Source organism: Streptococcus salivarius (assembly GCF_000785515.1).
Lineage (GTDB): Bacteria > Bacillota > Bacilli > Lactobacillales > Streptococcaceae > Streptococcus > Streptococcus salivarius.
Window position 1 is genome coordinate 633297 of record NZ_CP009913.1, and the last position, 17114, is coordinate 650410.

The window sequence follows — 17114 nt, forward strand, 5'->3', positions numbered from 1 at the left end:
GGTGCATTGGCACCGTCTATGTTAACCATTGTCTTTGCGGGTACCTTTAAAAATATATTGTTATCAAGGGTCAGAATTGGCTGGCTCTTGTTGGAGGATCTTTTTAGAATGAACGAATTTGAAGAATTGCTAAACAGTGTTAGCGAAGTTAACACAGGTGACGTTGTAACAGCTGAAGTTATCTCAGTAGATAATGATCAAGCAAATGTTGTTATCGAAGGAACTGGTATCGAAGGTGTTTTGACACGTCGTGAATTGACAAACGACCGTGACGCAAACGTTGCAGACCTTGTTAAAGTTGGTGAAACACTTGAAGTGCTTGTTCTTCGTCAAGTTGTTGGTAAAGATACTGATACTGTAACTTACCTTGTATCTAAAAAACGCTTGGAAGCTCGCAAAGCTTGGGATAAACTTGTTGGTCGTGAAGAAGAAGTTGTTACTGTTAAAGGAACACGCGCTGTTAAAGGCGGACTTTCAGTTGAATTTGAAGGTCTTCGTGGATTTATTCCAGCTTCAATGATCGATACTCGTTTTGTTCGTAACACTGAACAATTTGTAGGTCAAGAATTTGACGCTAAAATTAAAGAAGTTGATCCAGCTGAAAACCGTTTCATCCTTTCACGTCGTGAAGTTGTTGAAGCTGAAGCTGCAGAAGCACGTAAAGAAGTCTTCTCTAAACTTGAAGTTGGTTCAATCGTAACTGGTAAAGTTGCTCGTTTGACAAGCTTCGGTGCTTTCATCGACCTTGGTGGTGTTGACGGACTTGTTCACGTGACTGAATTGTCTCACGAACGTAACGTTTCACCTAAATCAGTTGTATCTGTAGGTGATGAAGTTGAAGTTAAAGTTCTTGCTATCGACGAAGAAGCAGGACGTGTATCACTTTCACTTAAAGCAACAACACCTGGACCATGGGATGGCGTTGAACAAAAACTTGCTGCTGGTGATGTTATCGAAGGTAAAGTTAAACGCTTGACTGACTTCGGTGCTTTCGTTGAAGTATTGCCAGGTATCGATGGACTTGTTCACATCTCACAAATTTCACACAAACGTGTTGAAAATCCAAAAGATGTTCTTTCAGTAGGTCAAGACGTTACTGTTAAAGTTCTTGAAGTAAACGCTGATGCAGAACGTGTATCACTTTCAATCAAAGCTCTTGAAGAACGTCCAGCTAACGCTGAAGGCGAAAACAACGAAAAACGTCAATCACGTCCACGTCGTCCAAAACGTCAAGAAAAACGTGACTACGAACTTCCAGAAACTCAATCTGGATTCTCAATGGCGGATCTTTTCGGAGATATCGAATTGTAAGATAAAAAAGAGGCATGGAAACATGTCTTTTTTTCTATTTTAGAATATGCTATAATAGTATACTGTTAGCACCCTTAGTGTAATGGATATCACGTAAGATTCCGGTTCTTGAGATAGGGGTTCGATTCCCTTAGGGTGCAAAAAGAAAAACGTTGAAAGATTTGTTCGCTCAACGTTTTTTTAGTTGCTAAGTTTTAGTGAAAGTATTCCAAAAAATCTTTCAGTGTTGAATGGAAAGGCAGAGATACAGAAAAAAGCTATTAGCTTATCCTAAAATCAAAGTTGACTACTGTATTAGCGTCTCTATAGTGGATTTATTGGGGGAGACAATTTGGTTAATCTTTTGCAATTTATTAATAAATTTGCTATAATACTCAGTATCTCATATTGGGGTCGTTACGGATTCGACAGGCATTATGAGGCATATTCTGCGACTCGTGTGGCGACGTAAACGCTCAGTTAAATATAACTGCAAAAAATACTAATTCTTACGCTGTAGCAGCCTAAACACCTGCTCGCGTGACTTCTAGCAGATTGCTTATGTTTGTTTAGAGGTTTTATTGATTTATAAGCTACGTTTGACCATTGCCTAGCTGGTTGAAAAGAGATTTATAGGCTCGCAGATAGAAGGCTTGAGTTATGTGTCGTCTATCTGTTAAATGAAAGACATAACCTATGGTTGTAGACGAATATGTTGGCAGGTGTTTGGACGTGGGTTCGACTCCCACCGGCTCCATAAATACTTGAGGCGTCAGCCTTTTATTTGTGTATATAGGAATTTATTATGAAAAAACTTTTGTCTTTGACCGTTTTAGGTCTCTCACTTTTTACTCTAGCTGCTTGTGGAAAATCTTCGTCTAAAACTGAGACGAAGGGATCTCTGGATAATGAGGCTTCAAAGATTTTAACTGTTAAGCATGGGAATGTTCGCCAGAATTTTGATAAAATCACCATGGCAAATGCTTCTCAAGAATTCTCAGGAGGCTCAAATCTTGATAGCTTGAAGGGCTGGTTTGGTGAACCCTCATCAACTGGTCAAGAGCAAGCAGGAGATGCTAAGCTTGATGTTTATAATTGGCAGTATGACAATGTTGTGGTTACAGCGAAACTCTTTAACAATAGCACTGTCGTTAAGTCAATTTCAAACTTTTCTTACGTCCGTGATCCCAAAATCACACTGAAGATGTATGAAAACCTCAAAAATGGAACTAGCTATGATGATGCTGTCAAGACGCTTGGCACACCGGATGTTTATTCAATCGCTGTCTCTTCAGATGCAACAATGACACAGGCTCTTTGGTCATCAAACCTTGTCGCTAAGAAGGGTGAAACAGGTAGCCTTACCCTTAACTTTAAAAATGGTGCCTTGGAAAACAAGTCACAAGCGAATTTGATTAATAAGTAATCACAGTAAAAAATGCCTTTCTAAATCAATGAAGGCATTTTTTTGTTATAATAAAAGGAGTGATTAAAATTGTGGAGATGTAATGACCAAAAAAAGACTATTTTTTATAGGGATAGCAGGTTTAATACTAGTGTTCTTATGGCCTCTTTTGAATAACTTCATCCCTTTAATCAAGGAATGGATCAACGCTAAGCATGATCAAGCCTTTTTAAGAGAAGTTTTTAAGCAGGCTAATTTCCAAAATGCACTTATCCTTATTAGTCTCATGATTCTGTCATCAGCTATTCCTGGAGTTTCAAGTTCTATTTTTTGTATTTTTGTTGGGCTACTCTATGGCCCTTTGCTTGCGATTCCGATGAATATTATTGGTAATACTTTTGGAAATTTGACTAGTTTTGAAATTCTGAGAAGACTTGAAAAGCCAGAGAAGTCCAAACGTATGGAGAAACTCCTAAACTATATTGAAAACTTTAAGCATCGTTTTATTGGGATTTCTTTAGCCTTCTCTATTCCTTTTATACCATCAGCTCTGGTCAATTATGCTTGTGTTCAGATGAATTTACCCACAAGGACGAGGATTTTGGCAACCCTTATTGGAGTGACGCCAGTCTCGATTGTTTATGCAGTTAGTGGAGATTTGTTGCTTAATATCCGTCCGATTCGAATACCATTAGTGGCAGTACTTGCCATCTTGCTCTTTATCTCACTCGTCATTTACTTTATCCATTTTAGGAAGGAAAAAAATGAGCTTCATTCAAGTAACTAAAGAAGAATTTAACACACATGCTCAACAAGTGTCTGAGCGTTCTTTTATGCAAACGGAGGAAATGGCTAAGCTTCTTGAAAAACGTGGATTTAGCATTAGCTATGTCGCTTGGAAAGAAGGAAACCAACTAGAAGTCTCAGCAATTGTCTACAGCATGCCTATGACTGGTGGGCTTCGTATGGAGGTGAATTGTGGACCGATTCACTCAAATACAGCTCATCTGAGTGATTTTTATCAGGGTTTGAAGGATTATGCTAAGGCAAATGGTGCTCTTGAGCTGTTAATCAAGCCTTATGATACTTATCAAACTTTTGATAGTAATGGTGAACCAACTGGTGAAGAGCAGAAGCAATTGATTAGTCAATTGACTGATTTAGGTTATAGCTTTGATGGTCTACAGACAGGCTATCCTGGTGGTGAGCCTGACTGGCACTATGTTAAGGAATTATCTGGGATTGAAGAAAAAGATCTTATCAAGTCTTTCAGTAAAAAAGGGAAACCTCTGGTTAAAAAAGCCAAAACCTTTGGGATTAAGTTGAAAAAATTGAAACGTGATGAGTTATCTATTTTCAAAGAAATCACTTCAGCGACCTCTGACCGTCGTGAGTATAGTGACAAATCTCTAGATTATTATCAAGATTTTTATGATGCTTTTGGTGACAATGCTGATTTTATGGTGGCTACCTTGAATTTTCAGGATTACTATGACCATTTGGAAAGTGATCAGGCGAAGTTGGGGGCTAGAATTGTCAAATTACAAGCTGATGTAGAAGCTAATCCAAAATCTGAGAAAAAACAAAACCAATTAAGAGAGTTATCAAGTCAGTTTGAGACCTTTGATGTTCGAAAGGGAGAAGCGACTGCCTTTATTGACAAGTATGGTCAGGAAGATATTGTTCTGGCTGGAAGTCTCTTTGTCTATACACCTCAAGAAGCTGTTTATCTTTTTAGTGGGTCTTATCCAGAGTTCAATAAGTTTTATGCGCCAGCACTCTTACAAGAGTATGTGATGACCCAGGCCATTAAACGTGGCATTACGTTCTATAACTTCCTTGGTATTATGGGGATCTTTGATGGTTCAGACGGGGTTTTGCGATTTAAACAAAACTTTAATGGTTACATTGTTCGCAAGATGGGAACCTTCCGCTATTATCCACAACCGCTTAAATACAAAGCGATTCAAGGAGTTAAGAAACTGCTTGGACGTTCTTAAATTTTAGAGGACTTCGATTTGAGTCCTCTTTCATTATAAGTCTCTATATGGGCTTGGACCATTGTAAAGAGAGATTAGAAATTAGGGAGGTAAGTTGATGAAACTTGCGCTATTGGGTACAGGGATGATTGTAACAGAGGTTCTTCCTGTGTTAACAACTATTGAGGGCATTGAGCTTGAAGCTATCTTGTCGACACCACGCTCACTTGATAAGGCAGAAGCCCTAGCTAAGCAATATGGTTTGTCTCAGGCGACTAGTGATTATGAGGCAATTTTGTCCAATCCAGAAGTTGATACGATTTATGTGGGAACGCCCAACCATACCCATTATAACTATGCTAAGAAAGCACTTTTGGCCGGCAAGCATGTTATCTGTGAGAAACCCTTCACCTTACATTTAGAAGAGTTTGAAGAGCTGGCTAAGCTTGCTCAAGAAAAAGAGCTTCTCTTGATGGAGGCTATTACCAATCAATATTTGGCTAATTTTACAGCGATTAAGGAAGCCTTGTCTGATATTGGGGATGTTAAGATTGTGAATATCAATTATTCACAATATTCGTCACGTTATGATGCCTTTAAGCGAGGAGAGATTGCTCCTGCCTTCAATCCTGAAATGGGTGGGGGAGCACTTAGAGATTTGAATGTCTATAATATTCATCTTCTTGTTGGCCTTTTTGGTAAGCCTAATCGTGTGGAATATCTCCCTAATGTGGAGCGAGGAGTGGATACGTCAGGAATTCTAGTTTTGGACTATGGTAACTTTAAGGCTGTTGCCATTGGAGCTAAAGACTGTAGTGCGGAGATTCGTTCAACTATACAAGGTGATAAGGGAGCTATTACCATTTTTGGTGCAACCAACACTCTCCCTGAGATTGGCGTCACCCTCAATGGTCAGAAAGAGAGAGTCGTCAATCTCAATAGTCTACAACATCGTATGCATGATGAATTTGTGGCTTTTGAAAAGATTGTGGCTACTAAGGATTTTGACAGTGTTGCCAAGCAGTTGGAACATAGTCGTCAGGTTATGGAAGTTCTGGATCAAGCTTCGAAAACTTTGTAACATACAAAAAAACAAGCAGTGGTGTTAGCCATTGCTTGTTTTGTCTTATACAGTTGTTGGGAATGAAATCTCAATCAATTTGTCAGTGTGTACTGTTCTGAGTTTGTCCATCAAAACGATATCCTTGTCGATTTTTCGTTTGAGGAAGAATTCACGGATAACTTCTAATTCATTGTCTTTAACAGCACGGTGTTTATTTGAAATCAAGAGTTCATAATGCTTAGGTGCTTGTGTAAAGACAACATCAGTATTCCCAGCAGAGTAGGTCTCTACGAGAAAGGCATCCGTGTTGTCAAGTTGGTTTTGAACAAGTTCTTGGTGTGTACGGGTCGTATTAATGAGTTTCATAGTTTCCTCCTAGGATTTGCCAGTTGTTGTGTTAGTTTCTTTCCATTGTTCGATTCCCCATTTATGACTGCCACGTTTAAGTTTAGCAATGGCTTCGTCAATTGGAAACCAGGCCAGGTTATTGAAATCTTCGAGAGGTTTACCAATTTGTGAAAAATCTACAACTTCATAAATATAGGCTGGATTGTAATAGTAAGTGTCACGGTGGCTTGAATAGAAGTATTCATCAGCCTGGCCATAGTACTGGCCTAAAGTGGCTGTAAACCCAAGTTCTTCAATTAACTCGCGTTCTAATGCGCTATAGTGATCCTCGCCTGCTTCGATTTCTCCACCTGGGAGAAACCAAGCTCCGTTAGGAGCCTGGACTAAAATAATCTTTGTCTTTTTTTGGTTAGGAATCACAGCATAAACACCGTAACGTGTTTGATAATGAGCTCCCTCAACCTTGTCACCAAATGTTGGATTCATGAGTTGCTCCTTACGTTTATTTGCCTATATTATACTAAAATTTTGCTCATTTTCCTATTGATTTAGGCAGAATTAGGGATAAATTTGAAAATAGGAAATGAAAAGATAAAGAAACCAAGTCGCAATGACTTGGTTTCTTTATTTAATCAGTTTCTTTTGCTGTCTCAGCTTTCTGAGCAGTTTTTTCGGCTTTTTTTAGCAGACTTAATGGTGATGTGACCTTTTGAAGTCATGACTGCCTTGAGATCTTTTTCGTTTGGATTTTCAAGGTAGAAGTCAGTGATAGCATCTTCAATATGATCTTGGATGGTACGACGTAGTGGTCGAGCCCCCATCTTAGGATCATAACCAAGGTCAACCAATTTCTCCTTAACCTTATCGGTTACACTGAGGTGGATACCGTTGTTAGCCAAGCGTTGGTTGACATTGTCAAGCATGAGGTCCACGATAGTAAGGAGATTTTCCTTGCTAAGGGCAGAGAATTCGATAATACCGTCAAAGCGGTTCATAAATTCAGGGCTGAAGAAATCTCCAAGCTGGTTAAGAACAGAATTGGTACGATTTTCACGGGCAGCTCCAAAGCCGACGCTAGCTTCAACTTTACCGGTACCAGCATTTGATGTCATGATGATAATGGTATCTTTGAAACTTACAGTGCGTCCTTGACCATCAGTCAAACGACCATCGTCAAGTACTTGGAGGAACATGTGAAGAACATCTGGGTGAGCTTTTTCAACCTCATCCAGAAGAATGAGTGAATAAGGATTACGGCGGACTTTTTCAGTTAACTGACCAGCTTCGTCGTAACCGACATATCCTGGAGGGGCACCGACTAATTTGGCAACGGCGTGTTTTTCCATGTATTCTGACATGTCGAAACGAATCATACTGTCAGCTGAACCAAAGAGTTCAATCGCCAATTGTTTAGAGAGTTCAGTTTTACCGACTCCTGTAGGACCTACGAAGAGGAAGCTACCAATTGGGCGATTTGGTGCACCCAATCCAACACGATTACGGCGGATGGCTTTGGCAATCTTATCAACTGCGGCATCTTGTCCAATAACATGTGATTTAAGATCATCAGCAAGACTAAGAAGTTGTGATTGTTCTTTTTCTTTCAAATCACCGACAGGAATATTGGTTTTTTGTTCCACAATGGCTTCGATATGTTTTTCTGTGATGACAGGCATATCTTGGTCTTTGATGGTTTGTTTTTGCATTTCCTTGTATTTGGCAATTTGATCACGGAAATAGGCAGCTTTTTCAAAGTCTTCGTCACGAGTAGCTTGAGCCTTGAGGTTTTCAGCCTCAATCAAACGTTTGTCGATATCTTTAGGATCAACAAAATTGAGGGTCAAATTCATCTTCGAACCAGCTTCATCGAGGAGGTCGATGGCCTTGTCTGGCAAGAAGCGGTCTTGAATGTAGCGGTTGGACAATTCTGCAGCTGCAGTAATCGCTTCGTCTGTATATTTGACGTGGTGGTAGTCCTGATATTTAGGTTGAATACCACGCAAAATAGTGATGGTTTCCTCAACCGTTGGTTCGTCAACCTTAACTGGTTGCATACGACGCTCTAGGGCGGCATCTTTTTCGATGATGCGGTATTCGTTGAGTGTTGTTGCTCCGACCAGTTGAAGTTCTCCACGAGCAAGAGCAGGTTTTAGGATGTTTCCAGCATCCATATTGCCATCACCAGCATTACCAGCTCCTACGATTTCATGGATTTCATCAATAAATAGGATAACATCCTGACGTTGACGAATTTCTTCCATGAGTTTTTGCATGCGTTCTTCAAATTGGCCACGAATACCAGTCCCTTGAACCAGGCTGACCACATCAAGACGGATGACTTGTTTGCCTTGGAGTTTTTGTGGCACGCTACCGTCAACGATTTTTTGAGCTAGGCCTTCAACAACAGCAGTCTTACCGACACCGGGTTCACCGATGAGGACGGGGTTGTTCTTGGTACGGCGGTTAAGAATTTCGATGACACGAATGATTTCCTCGTCACGACCAATAACAGGATCAATGTCTCCACGACGAGCGATGTCAGTGATGTTAATGCCGAACTCTTCAAGAAGACCTTGTGGCTGTTGAGGAGCTTGTTGGCGTGGTCCTCCTGGACGGCCTGGCCCTTGTGTATTGCCACCGTTTCCTCGGTTACCACCTTCTTGTGTTGGAGGTGTATTGGGAAGATCGCCGTTAGAAGAACGGAAGTTATTTAGGTCGCTGAAGAAATCATCGAAGAAGTTTGAACCTCCTGTTTGATTGAATTGATTGAGGGGGTTCTCTGGGTCAGATTTCATGATTTTATAACAATTTTGACAGAGGTCAACTTGTTGCTGATTACCGTTTACATTGGTATACAAATGAATACTAGCTTCATTAAGGTTACAGTTTTGACAGAGCATATCAGTACCTCTTTTCTATCTGAATTGGGAAAGACCTTTATTGAAAACAATCTTGGTCAAAAAAGGTCAAATCTATGACTCCATTATAGCATGCGGAAGGTAGATTGCAAGTAAAAAGCATCTAGGTTTGGCACTCTATTAATAAGAGTGCTAACATTGAATTTTAATTCAAAAACGCTTGTTTAAAATGTATAAATATTATATAATGTTTTTATATTATTCAGAACGAAAGAGAGATACCTATGACACAAGCTAAATCATTTTTGAAAGAAATCGACTTTACCAAGCAGGAACTTGAGGAGTTAATCGATTTATCTATAAAATTTAAACAGCTAAAGAAGGAAAGAATTCCGCATAAATATTTAGATGGCTTAAATATTGCCCTGATTTTTGAAAAAACATCTACAAGAACTCGCTCAGCTTTTACAGTGGCTGGTCAGGACCTAGGTATGAATGTGACCTACCTTGGTGCTGGAGACATTCAGTTAGGTAAAAAAGAATCTGTAGTTGATACAGCCAAGGTGCTTGGTTCTATGTTTGATGGAATCGAATACCGTGGTTTTAAGCAAGAAGATGTCGAAGAGTTGGCTAAGTACTCAGGTGTTCCGGTCTGGAATGGTTTGACGGATACCTGGCATCCAACGCAAATGATTGCGGATTTCATGACTTTGAAGGAGCGTTTTGGTAGTTTGGAAGGTTTGACCATCGCCTATATTGGAGATGGTAGAAATAATATGGCCAACTCACTTTTGGTCACTTCGGCTATTTTAGGCGTTAATGTCAAGATTATTGCCCCAGAGGTGCTGCAACCCGAAGATGAGATTGTAGCCCTAGCTCAGAAACATAATAATGGTGCCGATTTAACCATTACAGATGATATTTCAGAGGTCAAGGGAGTGGATATGCTTTATACGGATGTCTGGGTATCTATGGGTGAAGAAGTAGACTTTAAATCTCGTATTGATTTACTCCTGCCTTATCAAATTAATGCAGACCTACTTGCCAAGACGGAAAATCCAGATGTCATCGTTATGCACTGTCTCCCAGCTTTTCATGATCTCAATACCCAAATTGGGCAAGAAATCTATGACAAATATGGTTTGGCAGAGTTAGAAATCACCGATCAAGTCTTCCAAAAATACAGTGATATCATCTTCCAAGAAGCTGAGAATCGTATGCATTCTATCAAGGCCATTATGTACAATTCCTTGAAAAATATTTAAAATTCCCCCATTTTTCCCATAAGTGTGATAAAATAAGTAAGAAATACACAATTAATAGGAGAAATAACATGGAATCACATTTGGTGAGAATCATTAACCGTCTTGAAATGATGGCGGCTGATGGTGGTAATTTGAAACGTAATTTTGAACGTGAAGGAGTGGTTGTTGCCGAAGTATCATTTAGCAACGATCCTGAAAATGGTCCAGTTTTCACATTGCGTGACGTTGAAGCACGTGAATCTTATTCATTTGATAGTATCGACTTGATTGCAATGGAAATCTACGATTTGCTTTACTAATAAATTATTTTGGAACTTTACAAGGTTCCAAAAATCAGAATGCCTGAAACTATCGAGTTTCAGGCATTTTTATCAGGATGAAAGCATGGGGTGATGCTTGTATGGCTTGTCAAAACAGTCAGTGTTTCAACTCATTGGCAAAGCTTTTGGCGTGGTGTCGTCTTGGAAATACATGAGGTGTATTGCTTAAGAGTTTTGCTAGCTAGGTCTATAACTTAGTTTTTATACTGAAATATCGCATTTATAAGAAAATACTTTATTATTATACAGTCTTCTGATATAATATTGAAGAATATTAGTAAGGAGTATCTAGATGAATTTTTCATTTCTACCACAGTTTTGGTCTTACTTTAACTATGGTGTCTTAGTAACAATTATGATTTCGGTCTGCGTGGTCTTCTTCGGAACCATCCTTGGGGTTTTGGTATCCTTGGCCAAGCGTTCTGGAATCAAACCTTTGGAGTGGTTGGTGAGCCTTTATGTTTGGGTTTTCCGTGGGACTCCTATGGTTGTGCAGATTATGATTGCTTTTAACCTCATCCACATGAATCTTCCAACTGTGCAGTTTGGCATTTTGAACCTTGATTTATCACGTATCGTTCCAGGTATTATCGTCCTTTCTTTGAACAGTGGTGCTTATATTTCTGAGAGTGTGCGTGCAGGTATCGAGTCTATTCCTAAAGGTCAGGTTGAAGCTGCCTACTCACTTGGTATCCGTCCATGGAATACCATGCGTTATGTGGTCTTGCCTCAAGCCATTAAAAATATCTTGCCTGCCTTGGGTAACGAGTTTGTTACTATTATCAAGGATAGTTCGCTCTTGCAAACCATCGGGGTTATGGAATTGTGGAATGGTGCACAAACTGTTGCAACAACAACCTACTTGACCTTGACACCGCTCTTGTTCGCAGCCTTCTATTATTTGATTGTGACAACAGCTATGACGGCACTCTTGAAACAAATGGAAAAACGACTTGGGGAGGGACGTAAATAATGGCAGAAACAATTATTGAGATTAAAAATCTTCACAAGTATTTTGGTAAGAACGAAGTTCTCAAAGGGATTGATCTAGATATTAAAAAGGGTGAAGTAGTGGTTATCATTGGTCCTTCAGGATCAGGAAAGTCAACCTTCCTACGCTCAATGAACTTGCTTGAGAAACCTACAAAAGGTGTTATCTCCTTTGAAGGTGTGGATATTACAGATAAAAATAACGACATTTTCAAAATGCGTGAGAAGATGGGAATGGTTTTCCAACAGTTTAACCTCTTCCCTAATATGACAGTTAAAGAAAATATCACCTTGTCACCAATTAAGACTAAGGGTGTTTCTAAAGCTGATGCAGAAGCAAAGGCTATGGAACTTTTAGAAAAGGTTGGCTTGAAAGATAAGGCAGATGCCTACCCAACAAGTCTATCAGGTGGTCAGCAACAACGTATTGCTATCGCACGTGGTTTGGCTATGGATCCAGATGTTCTCTTGTTTGACGAACCAACATCAGCCCTTGACCCAGAAATGGTTGGTGAAGTTCTTGCAGTTATGCAGGACCTTGCTAAATCAGGGATGACAATGGCAATCGTTACCCATGAAATGGGCTTTGCCTATGAGGTGGCTGACCGTGTTATCTTTATGGATGGCGGTGTCATTGTCGAAGAAGGCACACCACAAGAGATCTTCGATAATACTAAGGAAGATCGTACCAAGGATTTCTTGAGTAAAGTTTTGTAAGATATTCATTAAGTATGTATACATTGTTTGTGAAGGCTGGAACTTTTCCGGCCTTTTCTTTTTGTGTTCTGCTTTTCTAGAATCATTCTTGTTTAGGATAATATTGCGGAAAAGATGGATAAATATGCTATAATGATGCCATATCAAAAATAATAAAGTAGGTCAAGAAATATGCTCATATATGATGCGGCCTTAAAAACGCCTTACCGGATTCTTGGCATTAACCTCCCTAAGGATAGTCTTTTACACTTATCTAACCTAGGGTTGGCTGCCGGTGAAACGATTGAGGTGGTAACTAAGACCAAGAACAGTGCTATTATTATCGTTAAAGGGAGTCGCTTAGCCTTTGATGCGTCGATTCTGGATAAGATTGATTTGGCACCTGCGGAGGAAGATCAGGAAAAGATACCTCTTTCTGAATTACCAGTTGGACGTTCGGCTATCGTAACTGATATTTTTTCAGCCAATGAAACCAAACGACGTCTTATGGATATGGGAATTACAAAGCGTACTCGAGTGTTGTTGCGTAAGGTAGCCCCTTTGGGAGATCCTCTTGAAATTAGCTTGAGAGGGTATGAATTAACCCTACGCAAGTCGGAAGCGCAAATGATTAGTGTGGTCATGCTGGATGAGGGAGAGGAAAAATGACAGAAATTGCATTAATAGGTAATCCTAATAGTGGTAAAACCAGTTTATTCAACCTGATAACAGGGAACAATCAGCGTGTTGGTAACTGGCCGGGTGTTACTGTCGAACGAAAAAGTGGTCTGGTCAAAAAGAATAAGGATTTAGAAATCCAGGATTTACCAGGGATTTACTCAATGTCACCCTATAGTCCTGAAGAAAAGGTGGCGCGCGACTATTTGTTGAGCCAAAGGGCCGACAGCATTTTAAATGTAGTCGATGCGACAAATTTGGAGCGTAACCTTTATCTGACAACGCAGTTGATTGAGACAGGTATTCCAGTCACTTTAGCGCTTAACATGAGTGATGTTTTAGAGGCTCAGGGAAAACAGATTAATGTTGATAAATTATCTTATCATCTAGGCGTCCCAGTAGTAGCTACTAGTGCTCTCAAGCAAACTGGTGTTGATCAGGTTGTGAAGAAGGCAGCTCATACGACAACCTCTACAGTTGATGATATTGCCTTTCCAATTTATGACGATAAATTAGAAGCTGCTATTTCACAAATTTTGGAAGTTTTGGGAAATTCGGTACCGCAAAGGTCTGCGCGTTTTTATGCCATTAAACTCTTTGAACACGATGCTTTAGTTGAGACTGAGCTAGACTTGTCCCCATTCCAACGAAAAGAAATCAAAGATATCATTCGTATCACTGAGGAAGTTTTCACCGAAGATGCGGAGTCAATTGTCATTAATGAGCGTTATGCCTTTATCGAACGAGTTTGTCAGATGGCTCAAAGTCATACAGAAGATTTTGCTCTGACTTTGTCGGACAAAATTGATAGGATTGTCACCAACCGTATTTTGGCCTTGCCAATTTTCGCAGCAGTTATGTATTTGGTTTATTTCTTATCTATCCAAACTGTTGGAACCATGTGGACAGACTGGGCTAACGATGTGCTTTTTGGTAAGTATGTTCCAGATTTGGTAACTTCTGGTCTTGACTATCTTCAAGTTCAGGACTGGCTTAAGTCTTTGATTGTTGATGGGATTGTCGCTGGGATTGGGACAGTACTAGGATTCCTTCCTCAAATTTTTGTGCTCTTTATCTGTTTGGGCGTGCTTGAGGACATTGGATATATGAGTCGTATTGCCTTTGTTATGGACCGTATTTTCCGTCGTTTTGGTCTTTCTGGGAAATCCTTTATTCCCATGTTGATTTCTACAGGTTGTGGGGTGCCAGCGGTTATGTCTAGTCGAACCATTGAAAATGAAAGGGACCGTCGCATTACCATTATGACGGCAACCTTCATGCCTTGTTCGGCCAAGTTGGAAATTATTGCCTTAATTGCTGGAGCTTTCTTCCCTAGTAATTCTTTAGTAGCACCAAGTACCTATTTCATTGGGATGGCTGCTATTATCCTATCGGGTATTGCTCTCAAAAAGACGAGTTTTTTGGGTGGTTTAACCAGTCCGTTTATTATGGAATTGCCTGCCTACCACTGGCCTAAAGCCATGTCGGTCTTGCGTTATGCCTTTGGTAAGGCTTTGAGTTTTGTCAAACGTGCGGGAACCATCATTTTCAGTTTGACGGTTCTTATCTGGTTTATGTCTCACTACAACTTTACCCTACATACTGTAGATACAGAAGTTAGCATTTTGGCGACTTTAGGGAAGGGCTTGTCTTGGATTTTTGATCCACTTGGATTTGGGAATTGGAAGGCAACAGTTGCGGCTCTTACAGGTTTAGCTGCCAAGGAAACCGTTGTTGCCACCTTTGGTATTCTCTATCATAATAGCAGTGAGGCGGGTCTGGCTGAGGCTCTACGAGGAGATTATTCTTCCTTAGCTGCCTATTCCTTCTTGATTTTTAACTTGCTTTGTGCGCCATGTTTTGCGGCTATTGGAGCTATTAAGCGTGAAATGGCCAATCTTAAATGGACGGTTGGGGCTATCGGTTTCCAAACAGGTCTAGCTTATTGTGTGAGTTTAATCCTTTACCAGTTTGGTCAAGTCATCCTGTACGGTAAGTCAATGACAATTTGGACTTTTGTTGCTTTCTTACTTTTAGTAACGATGATTTACTTTGTTGTTCGTAAACCACGTCAGATTAAGGATCAAATCATTAGCTTGGATAATCTTCAAGAAGCTCATATTTAGGTTTAGGAGGAATTGTTATGTCTACCTTTATCATTGCTTTTATTATTTTTGCTTCAGCTGGTCTTGGCATCCGTCACTATATCAAAGGCAAAGGATCTTGTGGCGATTGCGAGTGTTCTTGTCCGGTTAAGGAAGAAATGCATAAGGCTAATCGCTAATAGAATAATATATAGAAAAATGGTCTCTTATTCATTTAAGAGACCATTTTCTTACGATTGTAAGAAATGTATAAAGGTATCTAGGTTGGAAGTGTGATATTATAAGATAGATAAATAATCTAAATTTTTAACAAAAAAGGGAGATGTATAAGGAATGGTTTTGAACAAAGAGATTGTCCTAATTCATGGGACCTGGTGTGATGGCAATGTTTGGGGAGAATTTGCGACAGGTCTACGTCAAATGGGATATAAGGTTCATACACCTAGCTTTCGTTACCATGACCTACCTTATCAAGAGTGTCTAGCTAAGGTTGGGACTGTTACCCTGCAGGACTATCGAGATGATTTAGTGGCCTTGATTGAAAGTCTTGACCAACCACCACTTATTTTGGGACACTCTTTAGGTTGTCTGGTGGCTCAAATGGTTGCTGAAAAGACAGAAGTAGCTGGTATGATTCTCATGGGACCAGCTCCGACAGCAGATATTTTTGCCTTTTATCCAACCATGTTAGCTTGTTTTGGCAAACACTTTTTACGCTGGGGATTTTGGAAAAAAGCCATGCCTCCGTATAAAAAGGAGTTTTTCAAGTATTGCATGAATGAACAAGAGGAATCTTTGAAAGAGGAAGTTTTTGCTGATCTGGTTCCTGAATCAGGAAAAGTTTATACTCAGATGGCTCTTCATTGGTTTGATAAGACAAAAGCAGCTTACGTTGACTTTAGTCGGATTTCATGTCCTGTTCTCGTTATTTCAGGAACCAAGGATAAGATGACTCATCCTATTATTGCCAGAAGAACGGCTAAGAACTATCGTGATTCCGTTCTCGTTTCCTTAACGGGTGCAGATCACATGTATGAAAGTGGCAAATTCCAGCAGAAGACCTTGAAGGTTATTAAGGGCTGGAGTCAGCAAAATGGTTTTGTGGACTAGTCACGAAAGCATAATCAGAAAAAAGTTGGAAGGTGCTTCCGGCTTTTTTAGTTTCGTATTTAAGATGTCTTTTTGAAAATTTAGAAAATTTAGTCACAAAGAGCCATCACTATGGTATAATTGAGAAAAAGTATGTATTGGAGAACACCCATGGCGATAATAATGGATGGTAAGGCCCTAGCTGCTAAAATGCAGGATCATTTGCATGAAAAGGTAGAACGCCTTAAAGAAAAGGAATGGATTGTGCCAGGACTAGTGGTAATTATGGTTGGTGACAACCCGGCTAGTCAGGTTTATGTGCGCAACAAGGAACGTGCTGCTAAAAAGGCTGGTTTCCATAGCCAGACAGTCAACCTTTCTGAGAGTATCAGCGAGGAAGAATTGATTGAGGTTATTGAGCAATATAATCAGGATCCGCTATTCCATGGTATTTTGGTTCAGTTGCCATTGCCAAATCATATTAATGAAATGCGTATTCTTTTGGCTATTGATCCTAAAAAAGATGTCGATGGTTTCCATCCTATGAATACTGGTAATCTTTGGAATGGTCGCCGTCAAATGGTGCCTTGTACACCAGCTGGGATTATGGAAATCCTTCGTGAGTACAATGTTGAATTGGAAGGTAAGACAGCGGTTATTATCGGACGTAGTAACATTGTTGGTAAACCTATGGCTCAGCTTCTTTTGGAAAAAAATGCTACAGTTACCTTGACCCACTCACGAACACCGCATTTGCCTAAGGTTTGTAGCAAGGCAGATGTCTTGATTGTAGCTATTGGACGTGCAAAATTTGTAACAGAAGACTATGTCAAAGAGGGTGCTGTTGTCATTGATGTGGGAATCAACCGTGATGAAGAAGGCAAACTTTGTGGTGACGTTGATTTTGATCAAGTAAAAGATAAGGTTGGCATGATCACGCCTGTTCCAGGTGGTGTAGGCCCTATGACCATTACCATGCTTATGGAACAGACCTATCAAGCTGCTCTTCGTAGTGCGAAAGGATAGTT

Annotated in this window: 17 protein-coding genes, 1 tRNA gene and 1 other RNA gene; 16 read left to right on the top strand and 3 right to left on the bottom strand. The window is 40.0% G+C overall.

What is annotated here, in order from left to right; genetic code table 11:
* Window positions 1-108 precede the first annotated feature (108 nt).
* The 7 genes from rpsA to SSAL8618_RS03155 all read left to right on the top strand — a co-directional run bounded on the left by rpsA (window position 109) and on the right by SSAL8618_RS03155 (window position 5755).
* Complete coding sequence (rpsA, locus tag SSAL8618_RS03130) at window positions 109-1311, top strand: 30S ribosomal protein S1 (protein WP_003094841.1); 1203 nt, start codon at window positions 109-111, stop codon at window positions 1309-1311.
* A 68-nt stretch (window positions 1312-1379) separates the two neighbouring features.
* A tRNA-Arg gene (locus tag SSAL8618_RS03135) sits at window positions 1380-1451 on the top strand.
* A 249-nt stretch (window positions 1452-1700) separates the two neighbouring features.
* Window positions 1701-2050, top strand: a transfer-messenger RNA (tmRNA) gene (ssrA, locus tag SSAL8618_RS10310).
* A gap of 45 nt (window positions 2051-2095) precedes the next feature.
* Window positions 2096-2716, top strand: coding sequence for a DUF3862 domain-containing protein (locus tag SSAL8618_RS03140; RefSeq protein ID WP_002890373.1), 621 nt, complete (start codon window positions 2096-2098; stop codon window positions 2714-2716).
* Window positions 2717-2798: 82 nt separating this feature from the next.
* Window positions 2799-3482 carry a TVP38/TMEM64 family protein gene (locus tag SSAL8618_RS03145; RefSeq protein ID WP_002890375.1) on the top strand — a complete coding sequence of 228 codons (684 nt, stop codon included), beginning with the start codon at window positions 2799-2801 and terminating at the stop codon, window positions 3480-3482.
* A complete protein-coding gene (locus SSAL8618_RS03150; RefSeq protein WP_038675570.1) occupies window positions 3460-4695 on the top strand; it encodes an aminoacyltransferase in 1236 nt (411 codons plus the stop codon). Before SSAL8618_RS03145 ends, SSAL8618_RS03150 begins: the two co-directional genes overlap by 23 nt.
* Before the next feature lie 97 nt (window positions 4696-4792).
* On the top strand, window positions 4793-5755 hold the full coding sequence (locus SSAL8618_RS03155) for a Gfo/Idh/MocA family protein (protein WP_038675572.1): 963 nt from the start codon (window positions 4793-4795) through the stop codon (window positions 5753-5755).
* A 45-nt stretch (window positions 5756-5800) separates the two neighbouring features.
* On the opposite strand, the gene SSAL8618_RS03160 is transcribed toward SSAL8618_RS03155, so the two are convergent.
* From SSAL8618_RS03160 to SSAL8618_RS03170, 3 genes are all read right to left on the bottom strand, one after another.
* Window positions 5801-6103, bottom strand: a complete 303-nt coding sequence (locus SSAL8618_RS03160) for a DUF1827 family protein (protein ID WP_002885967.1) — start codon at window positions 6101-6103, stop codon at window positions 5801-5803.
* Between the two features lie 9 nt (window positions 6104-6112).
* Complete coding sequence (locus tag SSAL8618_RS03165) at window positions 6113-6571, bottom strand: NUDIX hydrolase (RefSeq protein ID WP_038675574.1); 459 nt, start codon at window positions 6569-6571, stop codon at window positions 6113-6115.
* A 164-nt stretch (window positions 6572-6735) separates the two neighbouring features.
* Window positions 6736-8985: an ATP-dependent Clp protease ATP-binding subunit gene (locus SSAL8618_RS03170; protein ID WP_038675577.1), complete on the bottom strand. Its 2250-nt coding sequence runs from the start codon at window positions 8983-8985 to the stop codon at window positions 6736-6738.
* A gap of 242 nt (window positions 8986-9227) precedes the next feature.
* Here SSAL8618_RS03170 and argF point away from each other — a divergent pair, with 242 nt between their 5' ends.
* The 9 genes from argF to SSAL8618_RS03215 all read left to right on the top strand — a co-directional run bounded on the left by argF (window position 9228) and on the right by SSAL8618_RS03215 (window position 17112).
* Window positions 9228-10208 carry an ornithine carbamoyltransferase gene (argF, locus tag SSAL8618_RS03175; protein WP_038675579.1) on the top strand — a complete coding sequence of 327 codons (981 nt, stop codon included), beginning with the start codon at window positions 9228-9230 and terminating at the stop codon, window positions 10206-10208.
* A 68-nt stretch (window positions 10209-10276) separates the two neighbouring features.
* Entirely contained in the window at window positions 10277-10507 is a 231-nt protein-coding gene (locus SSAL8618_RS03180; protein ID WP_002885970.1) for a DUF1797 family protein, read from the top strand.
* 313 nt (window positions 10508-10820) lie between these two features.
* Window positions 10821-11501 carry an amino acid ABC transporter permease gene (locus SSAL8618_RS03185; RefSeq protein ID WP_002886081.1) on the top strand — a complete coding sequence of 227 codons (681 nt, stop codon included), beginning with the start codon at window positions 10821-10823 and terminating at the stop codon, window positions 11499-11501.
* Entirely contained in the window at window positions 11501-12235 is a 735-nt protein-coding gene (locus SSAL8618_RS03190; RefSeq protein ID WP_002886191.1) for an amino acid ABC transporter ATP-binding protein, read from the top strand. The genes SSAL8618_RS03185 and SSAL8618_RS03190 overlap by 1 nt, the downstream gene beginning before the upstream one ends.
* Window positions 12236-12406: 171 nt before the next feature.
* Complete coding sequence (locus SSAL8618_RS03195; protein WP_037599232.1) at window positions 12407-12883, top strand: ferrous iron transport protein A; 477 nt, start codon at window positions 12407-12409, stop codon at window positions 12881-12883.
* A complete protein-coding gene (gene feoB, locus SSAL8618_RS03200; RefSeq protein WP_038675581.1) occupies window positions 12880-15018 on the top strand; it encodes a ferrous iron transport protein B in 2139 nt (712 codons plus the stop codon). The genes SSAL8618_RS03195 and feoB overlap by 4 nt, the downstream gene beginning before the upstream one ends.
* Before the next feature lie 17 nt (window positions 15019-15035).
* Window positions 15036-15176, top strand: a complete 141-nt coding sequence (locus SSAL8618_RS10315; RefSeq protein WP_002885917.1) for a FeoB-associated Cys-rich membrane protein — start codon at window positions 15036-15038, stop codon at window positions 15174-15176.
* A 154-nt stretch (window positions 15177-15330) separates the two neighbouring features.
* Window positions 15331-16107 (top strand): alpha/beta fold hydrolase, encoded by a 777-nt coding sequence (locus SSAL8618_RS03210; protein ID WP_038675583.1) that lies wholly within the window; start codon window positions 15331-15333, stop codon window positions 16105-16107.
* A 150-nt stretch (window positions 16108-16257) separates the two neighbouring features.
* Complete coding sequence (locus tag SSAL8618_RS03215; RefSeq protein ID WP_038675584.1) at window positions 16258-17112, top strand: bifunctional methylenetetrahydrofolate dehydrogenase/methenyltetrahydrofolate cyclohydrolase; 855 nt, start codon at window positions 16258-16260, stop codon at window positions 17110-17112.
* Window positions 17113-17114 lie beyond the last annotated feature (2 nt).